Genomic DNA, 9,360 nt, shown 5'->3' with positions numbered 1-9,360 from the left:
AAATGAACAGCCCCGTCCAACCCGACACCGAAGCCCAGCGGCTTGCCGATTTGAACGCGCGTGAGAGCTGGATAAACACCAAGGAAAGCGAAATCGCCAGCCGTGAAACCGCCGTGGCTACACGTGAAAGGGATGCGACTGCAGAGCGTCAAGTCATCGAGCAAGACAAGGCCAAGCTGGCGCAGCGCGAGCAGGCCGTCACGCAGGCTGAGCAAAAGTGTGATGCAGGTTTTGCCGATGAACGAGCCGCGCTGAATGATGAGCTGCGTGAAAAGCGCGCCCAGGGCGAAAGAGCAATTGCCGAGATGCGAGAGAAAAACCTTTCAGCGTTGGAGGTTGAAATTTCCGAGCTGAAAGCAAAGCGACTGGGTGCGGTTGCCCATGCCGAAAACGCCGAACGGGAGCGCATTCGGACAGAAATCGCCCAAGAGCGCGATGCATGGACAAAACAACAGGGTGACGCTCGAAAGCAGTTGAATGCAGAGCGCACGGAATTTGAGAAACAAAAAGGCGCACTCTCCGCCTTGCAAAGCGAAGTCGAAGGAAGACAGGCAGAGCTTGAGACTTCAGAGCGGACACTCGAACGCAAAGAACAACGGCTGGAACAGCAGAACCAGAGGCGCAGCGAGCAACTGGACGATGAGGTTGAGAGGCGTGTTGAGGATCGCCGAAAATCGCTAGAGGCTGCTCTGCAATCTGCCAAAGAGGAAAACATTCGACTGCGCGAGGCGTTTAAAACTCAAGACGAACTTCTCGGCGCGTTCGAACAGTTAAAGTTGCAACTTGGTGGCAAAGACCCTGCTGAAATTCTGCGTGCGCTGAACAGCCAGGCCGACGAACTCAAACGCCTACGAGAGGAGCTTGCTACCCGACCTACTGAGGAAATGCGCGAGCGGTATCAAGCCCTTGAATCAGAAGCCAAAAATCAGAAAACACGGGCAGACCAGTTAGAACGGCAACTTTCCACCAATGAGGCTGCGGTCGCTGAAATTGGCGAGCTGCGCCGTCAAGGCTCGGAGCTCAACGCCGAAAACAAATCTCTGGCGCAAAGGGCATCCATCTTCGAGGGAGCAGCCAACGAAGCGCAAGCCGAACTCAAGCGTTTGCGTGCAGCTTATGAGCGCCCTGCTGAAGTTACCGCTCGCTACAAAGAAATTGAGATGCCGCACATCAGTGTGGATAAGGTCAAGCAGCCGGTGCAGCACGAGATCGATGAGCTAACTTGGCTCACTGGGATTGGTAATGCTTGCGATACATACGGACTACATTTCAATCCACGTATTTTGAAAGCTTTTCATACAGCTCTCAAAACAGCGGAATGGTCGCCGCTCACTGTCCTGGCAGGGGTTTCCGGAACCGGAAAATCCGAACTGCCGCGCCTCTACTCGCACTTTGGCGGAATTTATTTCGAGCCGCTGTCTGTCCAGCCTAATTGGGATTCGCAGGAATCCATGCTGGGCTTTTTCAATTCCATAGACAATAAATTCGATGCACAGCCGGTGCTGCGTTTTCTCGCGCAAAGTCAGATATCAGGCCGCGAACAATATGAACAGCGCATTAGACGTTGGCAGAGTATGTCGCCAGATCAGCAAATAGCACTTGACCCTGAGAAGGACAAAGAGCTGATTGAAGCGTTGAAACAAGCAGATTATCCAGGATTGCAGGACGCAGTGTGTCTTGTTCTGCTTGATGAGATGAATCTGGCACACCCTGAGCTTTATTTTGCAGAGTTTTTGAGCAAGCTAGAACTGCGGCGTGGCAGAAAGGGTGATGATGTTCCGTTCATACCGGTGAAAATTGGCGCCGGCATGGAACCCTATAAGCTTCCCCTCGGTCGTAATGTACTCTGGACAGGGACGATGAACCAGGACGAAACCACCAAGTCCCTTTCGGACAAGGTGCTTGACCGTTCCATCATCATCAACTTTCCGCGCCCGACGGAACTCAAACGCCGCCTGAAGCTTGCTCCACTTGATGACAAAAATCGAGGCCCGGCGCTACACAAAACGTCGTGGCAGAGTTGGCTAGCACAGGGCAGCAACTTCTCCGACGATCAAGTCAGCCCGTTCAAAAAATTCATTGAAGCAATCAATGCTTCTTTAGCGGTTACAGGCCGTGCCCTCGGTCACCGCGTTTGGCAATCCATTGAATACTACATGGCCAATTACCCGGATGTCCGTGCTGCACGCGATAAAGATGCGCTTGCCAGAGCTATGCATGTCGCCTTCGAGGATCAACTCGTGCAGAAGGTCATGCCCAAATTGCGGGGTATTGATACACGCGGCAAGAGCAAGACAGAGTGCCTGGACAGGATTCGTGGACAACTCGTTACAGGAATCGGCAGTAACTCATTCAATCTGACAGAGGATTTCGACCTTGCCTGTGATCTTGGCTATGGTCAGTTTATTTGGCAATCGGCAAATTACCTAAACGTCGGTGACACGGAAACCAATGATAGATCCACGGCCAGTCGAGACTCGGACAATGCTGAATTGCCACACTCCCTTTTTATGAAAGATGAACCAGATTCAGACAAGCGTCATAAAATGTGGAACTTAAAGACACCAGAGCAACGAGATGAGCTGCGCGTGAAACTTGAAGAAAATGCCAGAGCAGGAAGGATTCACGCCAAGCAATGAGTATTACTCTGGAAAAAATCTATACCGACTTCCGTGCCAAAGAAAAACTTGCCAAAAAACTGCTTGAGCAAATGAATTGGTTTGGTTCAATCACGGATTTCGATCCTAAGACCGGCGCGGCTCTGCCGAAATCCTTGTCAGGGTTCCTCGCCAAAGTCGCACAGCCAGAAGCGAGTGAGATAACCCGTGACCGCCTTTGGCGCATAACGGAACACTGCCGCGCTTCTGTCGAGCGATTATTTCATTCTCTCAACGAAAGTCCTCGCCGCGAACACGCTCTACTGCCTGTTCATGCTGTGCGTGAACTGGATGCCAACAGTTTTATTAAGCTGAGTAATCGTCCGGGTCGTACCATTCGGGAAAAACTGGCAGGTAACCCCTACATACAGGCTGTGCGTCGTTTTCAATCCGTCGACCTGCCGGAAAATCGCTTGCTGAAAGCCTTTGCCATTCGCCTTGCGGAAATGCTTGATTTACGCGGTGATTGTCTCGGTCAAGAGGATGAGCTTCTATCAAAAATCTACTTATGGTTGCGTTCTGATGAGGCGCAAGCCATCGGCAATTGGGAAAATCTGCCACCTAACAACACGCTACTAGCACACCGAGATTACCGTCACGTGTGGGATGCATGGCGCTGGCTGCAAACCCTCGATGAGGACATCACCAGCGACCTTTCTCAACTGGATGTCCGCGAGAAAACCATGCGCCTTTGGCAGCAATGCGCGCAAATGTGGCTTGATGGAAAGCATCTTTTTGCTGAGATACCGTTACTATTCGATTATGAAAAGTTTGAGATTCTTCCGTGGACTTCCAAGCCACCTTTGTTCAAGGAAGTGAAGTACAAGATGCCCCGGCATTTGCGACAAAGCGCGAGTGCCGAACCAATTTGTGTTGATATCACAGCCCTGCATCCCCGCTATGCCAGTGGTGACGGAAAAGGAGCGCAGTCGCTGGCGGCCCCCTTTCTTTGGCAGAGGTGGCAGCGCGAAAATGAAACCGTTGACATCGAACTCTTTGGTTCCGATGCCGTTTGGCTGAATCCCGATGCGACCACCATTTCTGCGCCAGATCTGTTTTTCGCCAAAGACAACGCCACTGAGCTTTTTGACCCCGCCGCCCGCGCGTTCACTACTCGGCTACGCGAAGAGTTCAAGAACGATACACTCATCTGGCTTGCGCCTGACTTTCTCAACGATTTCGAGCTTGAAGTCATCCGTCGCAACCTCAACGCGCGTTTCCCGAATGCCGAGCCGTTGCCGCGAAGTGTGGCGGCCGTGTTCGCTCAAGCTGACCCGGCCAAAATCACGGGCGAGGGTTACGCCATCATCGTCGTTGATTCCATTGGCGGCAAGACGACCGCCACCAAGCTCATCGCCAAGCGCGACAAAGACCTGGCGAAACGTCTTCCCATCACCAAAGGCTTTTATTGGGAGCGTTGCCCGCCGGTTGTTATCCCTGGCGAGGAAGCAGAAAGGCTAGGTGGCAGCGGCTACGACATCATCACGCTGGATGCCAACGGGCGGTGGCACGATGCGATCCGCCCGGCAAAGCCCCCATTCATTGAGGCAGCACACCTGAAGCGTATTCCAAACATCGGGAATTTCGCGTTCTGCATCAATTTGATGGAAAGCCCCGTTATGGGCGGAATCCATCTACATGCTTTACAACAACAGGTGGCTGATATTCCACTTTGGCGCGACCAGATTCCTGAGCTTTCAGTCAAAGTGATGAAGGATGGACATCAGCAACGATTCCACCTGGTTTTGCGCGGAACGACAGTCAAACCCATTCGGGGTAAACCCGTCACCATCCCGGTTGATGAATTCTTCACACTGCCCGCTGGCAGGCCGCATTACTCGTTTCCGCTCTATGTCGGCGATAAGGGTGACGACTTCGGTTTCTCTGCTCGTCTCGATTCACCCGCCTTCCCATTGGAAAACAAGGTTGACTGCGAGTTGAACCTGACCTTTGAATACGGCGCGGATGATCCCTATAAACTCGTCTTCACACCGCGCGACAAATCTTTCCCACCCATCCGCGCTACCTGGCGACGCACGGAAGAAATCACCGATGCCCCTGCGCCGGAATATCCGCAGCCAATGAATTGGGCGGAGTTGCAGCGGTTTCCGAAGCAAGACAGTAATAAAACCTCTGATCTGTTGGACTGGGTGGAAAGGGCAATTGAACAGCTTGACCGTGATTTTTACATCCGCCCCAAACAGAGGACGACTGGCACGGTAAACAGAAAGTGGCTGACCGACAAAATAGGCGGGCAGTTTACCTTTGCTACATGTAAATCCACCGATGAGTCTGTATTCATTCATCAGAACAGTTTTGTTCATGAACTGAGCTACGCCGACTTCACTGAGGGGGCAGAAATTTCATTCGAGCTTCAGGAGCGCGATGGGAAATTCTCTGGCTGGAAAGTGGCAGGGCCGAGATACAAAGATGAAGTGCGTCTGAAAAACTTTGACGAAGAATCAGCAAAAAATCTGGTTGCCAGTATACGCAAGAGACTTTACTTTCCTGTCATTCAGGTTTGGCGCGATGGGCGCTCGACTGGAGACCGTGAATGTCCGAAAGGGTTTGCCGACGCAATGAAGGCCAGAGGAGAACACCTCGTTGCCCTGCTGAACGAGAGTGGCATTCCTGAGCAAGTAAAGAATGAAATTCGATTTCTAATGGCCTGTATGCACAAGGATGCGCCTGAAAATTGCGTTCAGTGGATAACCGGGCAGGTTGAGGGTCAGAAAATTCGTGACCTGCGAGCCGTCGGCTTCGCGCTTGGTGATGTTTCGCAGCAATGGCAGAAAGATTTGCTATCCCAGCTCGTTGCGAATCCGTCAAATGACGCGCTCAGTATTTTGGCCTATGCCATCTGGCGAGAGCAGCAGTTTGTTGAGAAATTCAGCCTCGCCAACTTGCAGTCCATTCTGAATGCTCTGAACATCATGCTCAACATCAAGCAATATCCGCCCCGGAAAGACGAGTGGACTGCTCGCAACTGGATTCGCGCCACGACAGAACCGCTTGAACTTCTGCTCGGCCTGCTTCGCACCCGTGCATCATCCACCCCCGAAATCAAGATTCTCCTTCAGCCGCATCAAAAAATCACCAAGGAATTGGCCAAGAAAATCGAGCGAGTGACAGAAATTGTCACACTGTCCAACATCAAGCTCTTCTCCCGTGTGAAAATCAACATCCAGAAACCCTCAGGCGACCGCACCCCCGATCTGCTCTACGCGCTGCGCCTGTACCTCACTGGTGACGATGGTGCGAACGCTATTCACATATCTAGTGTTTCTGATGGAAATACTGATGAGACCATTTAATTTTGATAGATGATTTTCATATCTTGATCTTCATAGGCCGGGAAATTTCATTGAAAATATATATGGGTTATTTGGAGGCGTAAATTCGAAAACCATTTCTGGTTTGATAAGTAAATAGCCATGTAGCTTCCTCGATTTTCTGGCGCCTGTGACTTCGCAAGTCCAGATGTTCAGGCCACTTGGTTGCTTGCGATGCAATTGCAGTCGCTCGAAGCGCTTCTGCACCCACTGCCAATCCTGCAGGTTCTCCTGTTTGGCCAGTTTGCCTACCTGCGGGTGTTCCTGCGCATAGCGCTGGAACACGCCAGGGCTGACCAGGTAGGCGGTGTCGCTCACGGTATGCACCAGCGCTTTCGCATCGTTGATGATGAGCCGCCGCGTGGCGATGCCATGTTTCAGCCACGCCATGAAGTGCTCGCCGGATGGCTGTGTCGTCGAGGACGTGAAGGCCGGTGACGAAGGCGCAGCGGCGGCCAAGGGCGGCTGGGTCGCATCGGGGAGAGTTGCGGGTACTTCGTCCGGGACGGTTTCCACATCCTGATCTGTGGTTGGCGAGTTTCCCGTTCCCACCATCGCCAGCATGTCCGCTATGACGTCGGGGCTGGCCTGGGCCTTGGGTGGAGGGGCTGAGGTGATGCCACTACCCTCCGCTGGCGGAGCGTTTGGATTCTCCAAAGCGGACGTCGCGCCTTTCGCAGAAAGGGTGGCTCCTGCTTCGACATCTTCAACTGCGGTGGGCGTGTCGATCGTCAACGTCCCGGTGAACGGTGCCGGTCGCTCACCAGATTCCCAGATCAGCGCGGGTGCCAGCCGTAGCAACGTAAACGAGTGGCTCCAGCCGGTGGAACTGGTCACGGTCGCACGCCAGATCGCTTTGCCGTCCGGCGTGGGCTGCAACATGCCGTGATCCTGCAGCACGTTGAACACGGCGGTGTTGTTCGCTGGGATGCCGTCGATGCCTTGGGACAGCAGATGTGCCCGAAGCTTGTCCGAGACCGTCTTGCTCACCAGCCACAAACCATCCTCGGTGAGCCAGCCATCCGAGGCTTCGTGTTGGTTCAGCTTCAGCTCCTCCTTGAGCAGGTAACGCAGCCCGTCGAGCAGCTTGCGTTGCAGTGCGTGCTTGGGCGCGGCCATGGCGCGTGTGGGATCGCCGCCCAGTTCCTGGGCCACGGAAGCTCGGTCGGCCTGCACCACCAATTCGCCCAGCACGCCAGCGTGCTCGTACTGCCCGGCCAGGACGTAGAGCAGCGGTGCCCACAGCGACGGATAGCAGCTGAGCCAATCCAGGACTTCACGGTCAAGCAGTTGCCGGTAGAGCAAGCCTGTCGCGGCGCTGTGGAGCCGGTACTCGCGATCGTCTCGGTAGCGGAAGCGGTATGGCTGGCACAGCGGGCCGTGCCACGGATGCCAGATCGAGCCGTCGGCCAGCTCGACGTGCAGATCGACGGCGATCTTGCCGATGTCGTGCAGCAGTGCGGCGTAGGCGACGGCAGCGGTCCAGGCTTCGGCTTGCGCAGCCTGATCCTCGGGGTTGGCGCCGATGGGCAGCAGATGAGACTGGCGCAGCTTCAGGCTGTAGGCGACGATTTCCAGGCCGTGGTCGAGCATGCCGCCTGGGTAGGCATGGTGATGTGCTTCGGATGCAGGGAAAGCCTGAACCAACTCGGCATAACGTTCCATCGGCGTGCGGTACAGCGCGGCGAACTGCTTGCGCGAGAGCGAGGTGCGCTGCCAGATGTGTTCCAGCAGCTTCTGCCGGCGCGGTGTCGCCAGCAGCGATGCGGCCGATTCCGGTTGCAGCAGCCCTTTCGGGAGATCGGTGACGGGTGCAGGCGACGGAGCGGCAGCGACCGGAGGCCGTTTCCGCTGGAACAGAGAGAGCATGTGGGTGTCCTGGTGGCGGGCAAGCGGGCGGCCTTTTCGCCTTTTCGGGTAGGGCCTTTCCCCTTGCACCCCATTCCCTTGCCGTTTCGGCCCTTTGGCCTTTAGAAGCCTTTGGATATAGAGCGGTGAGCATTGGTTGTCCACCGTCAATGCGGGTATGGCGGGGCCGGATTGATGCAGGAAGGCTGGCTGTTCCCACCCTACGATGAGATTCATTGTTGGATGCTGGAGGACCCCGGTGAGACCTTTCATTGACGAGGTAAGGATATTTCCTTACAATACGGGAATTGCGATCAAGAGAGCCGCCATGCCTGCCATTCACGAAGTTGCCACGCTGACCTCCAAAGGCCAGATCACGCTACCCAAGTCCATCCGACAGGCACTTGGGGCCGATACCGGCAGCAAGCTTGCGTTCGAGCTTCGTGGCAGTGAGGTCGTCGTGACCCGCGCCGATGCCGAGCACGAGGACCCGGCCATTGCCGCGTTTCTGACCTTGCTGGCCCGCGACATTGAAGCGGGTCGGAATGTGCGCGGCCTGCCCGAGAATCTGGCTCGCACAATGCTGGAGCACGCGGGGCACAAGGTGGACCTGGGCGATGATTTCGATGAGGACGTGGAAATCTGATGCAACAGCATGGCTGGACACTGCTGTTCCACGACAACCTGATCGAGCAGTTGATGAAGCTGCGCGCGGCTGTGCTGCGCGCCCAAGGCAACGACCCGGAAGGGTTCGGATCGAACGCCAACGTCAAGTTCTTCCGGGCCTTGACCCAGTTGATACAAGACGTGATACCGAGTGACCCGGCGCGCGATGAGTACCGGCAAGGCAACACCATGGGGCCGGCATATCGCCACTGGCGGCGGGCCAAGCTCGGAAGGCGATACCGGCTGTTCTTCCGCTACGACTCGAAGGCGAAGGTCATCGTGTACGCCTGGGTCAACGATGAACAGACCCTGCGGTCTTCGGGAAGCAAATCAGACCCGTATGCCGTGTTCGAGAAGATGCTCGGGCGCGGGAATCCGCCGGACGAATGGAGCGCATTGGTACAGGCAAGCAAGCAGGATTGGAGCAAACTGGAGTAGTGATTTCACATATAGCAGGTGACGACCATGAACACGACGACCCGCATCAGCACCGCAGAACGCCTCGGCCGTAGCTTTGGCCGTGGATGGCGCGCCTATGCGCGTGGCGAACGGCGGGCGTCGAGCTGGTTGGTGTACAGGGGCGTGCCGGTAGTTGGTGCCACCGTGCTGTTGTGGGTGGTCAAGCTGGCCGTGCTCGGTGTACTGCTCTATTCCGCGTTCTGGCTGGCACTGCTGTTGGTTTGTGTCGTGGCTGTGGGATGGGCAGCAAATCAGAGCCATTCAGACGAAGAGTTCCATTTGCAGTTTCCTACCACCTTGGAAGAACTTCGAGAGACACCGGGTTATGACCCGAATCTCTACAACGACACATCTCATGAGATGTACAAGGATGATGACTGACACTCGGCTTGAGCGTG

Annotated in this window: 6 protein-coding genes; 5 read left to right on the top strand and 1 reads right to left on the bottom strand. The window is 55.1% G+C overall.

Annotated elements, in window-relative coordinates; translation table 11 throughout:
* Nucleotides 1-2: 2 nt before the first annotated feature.
* Together ACM0M4_RS23655 and ACM0M4_RS23650 are read left to right on the top strand one after the other, a co-directional pair.
* Nucleotides 3-2,639 (top strand): chromosome segregation ATPase, encoded by a 2,637-nt coding sequence (locus ACM0M4_RS23655; RefSeq protein WP_008265595.1) that lies wholly within the window; start codon nucleotides 3-5, stop codon nucleotides 2,637-2,639.
* Nucleotides 2,636-5,971, top strand: coding sequence for a cold shock domain-containing protein (locus ACM0M4_RS23650; RefSeq protein WP_026383927.1), 3,336 nt, complete (start codon nucleotides 2,636-2,638; stop codon nucleotides 5,969-5,971). Before ACM0M4_RS23655 ends, ACM0M4_RS23650 begins: the two co-directional genes overlap by 4 nt.
* A gap of 30 nt (nucleotides 5,972-6,001) precedes the next feature.
* Here the strand turns inward: ACM0M4_RS23650 and mobH are convergent, their stop codons facing one another.
* Nucleotides 6,002-7,858 (bottom strand): MobH family relaxase, encoded by a 1,857-nt coding sequence (gene mobH, locus ACM0M4_RS23645; protein ID WP_026383926.1) that lies wholly within the window; start codon nucleotides 7,856-7,858, stop codon nucleotides 6,002-6,004.
* 307 nt (nucleotides 7,859-8,165) lie between these two features.
* On the opposite strand from mobH, the gene ACM0M4_RS23640 reads away from it, so the two are divergent.
* Genes ACM0M4_RS23640 through ACM0M4_RS23630 form a run of 3 tightly spaced genes read left to right on the top strand, consistent with a single transcriptional unit; the run spans nucleotide 8,166 to nucleotide 9,343 of the window.
* Nucleotides 8,166-8,483, top strand: a complete 318-nt coding sequence (locus tag ACM0M4_RS23640) for a type II toxin-antitoxin system PrlF family antitoxin (RefSeq protein WP_014596084.1) — start codon at nucleotides 8,166-8,168, stop codon at nucleotides 8,481-8,483.
* The gene (locus ACM0M4_RS23635) at nucleotides 8,483-8,941 is read left to right on the top strand and encodes a type II toxin-antitoxin system YhaV family toxin (RefSeq protein WP_023124769.1); all 459 of its coding nucleotides are present in this window, start codon (nucleotides 8,483-8,485) and stop codon (nucleotides 8,939-8,941) included. The genes ACM0M4_RS23640 and ACM0M4_RS23635 overlap by 1 nt, the downstream gene beginning before the upstream one ends.
* Before the next feature lie 27 nt (nucleotides 8,942-8,968).
* Complete coding sequence (locus tag ACM0M4_RS23630; RefSeq protein WP_014596086.1) at nucleotides 8,969-9,343, top strand: DUF3742 family protein; 375 nt, start codon at nucleotides 8,969-8,971, stop codon at nucleotides 9,341-9,343.
* The last annotated feature ends 17 nt before the right edge of the window (nucleotides 9,344-9,360 follow it).

It is taken from the genome of Pseudomonas sp. 18-147 (genome assembly GCF_051048045.1).
GTDB lineage: Bacteria > Pseudomonadota > Gammaproteobacteria > Pseudomonadales > Pseudomonadaceae > Pseudomonas > Pseudomonas aeruginosa.
This window is presented reverse-complemented; position numbering and strand designations above follow the sequence as displayed.

Excerpts from the sequence above, each read along its gene's own strand:
- ACM0M4_RS23650 (WP_026383927.1), top strand. The coding sequence starts at position 2,636 with ATGAGTATTACTCTGGAAAAAATCTATACCGACTTCCGTGCCAAAGAA.
- mobH (WP_026383926.1), bottom strand. The coding sequence starts at position 7,858 with ATGCTCTCTCTGTTCCAGCGGAAACGGCCTCCGGTCGCTGCCGCTCCG.
- ACM0M4_RS23630 (WP_014596086.1), top strand. The coding sequence starts at position 8,969 with ATGAACACGACGACCCGCATCAGCACCGCAGAACGCCTCGGCCGTAGC.
- ACM0M4_RS23655 (WP_008265595.1), top strand. The coding sequence starts at position 3 with ATGAACAGCCCCGTCCAACCCGACACCGAAGCCCAGCGGCTTGCCGAT.
- ACM0M4_RS23635 (WP_023124769.1), top strand. The coding sequence starts at position 8,483 with ATGCAACAGCATGGCTGGACACTGCTGTTCCACGACAACCTGATCGAG.
- ACM0M4_RS23640 (WP_014596084.1), top strand. The coding sequence starts at position 8,166 with ATGCCTGCCATTCACGAAGTTGCCACGCTGACCTCCAAAGGCCAGATC.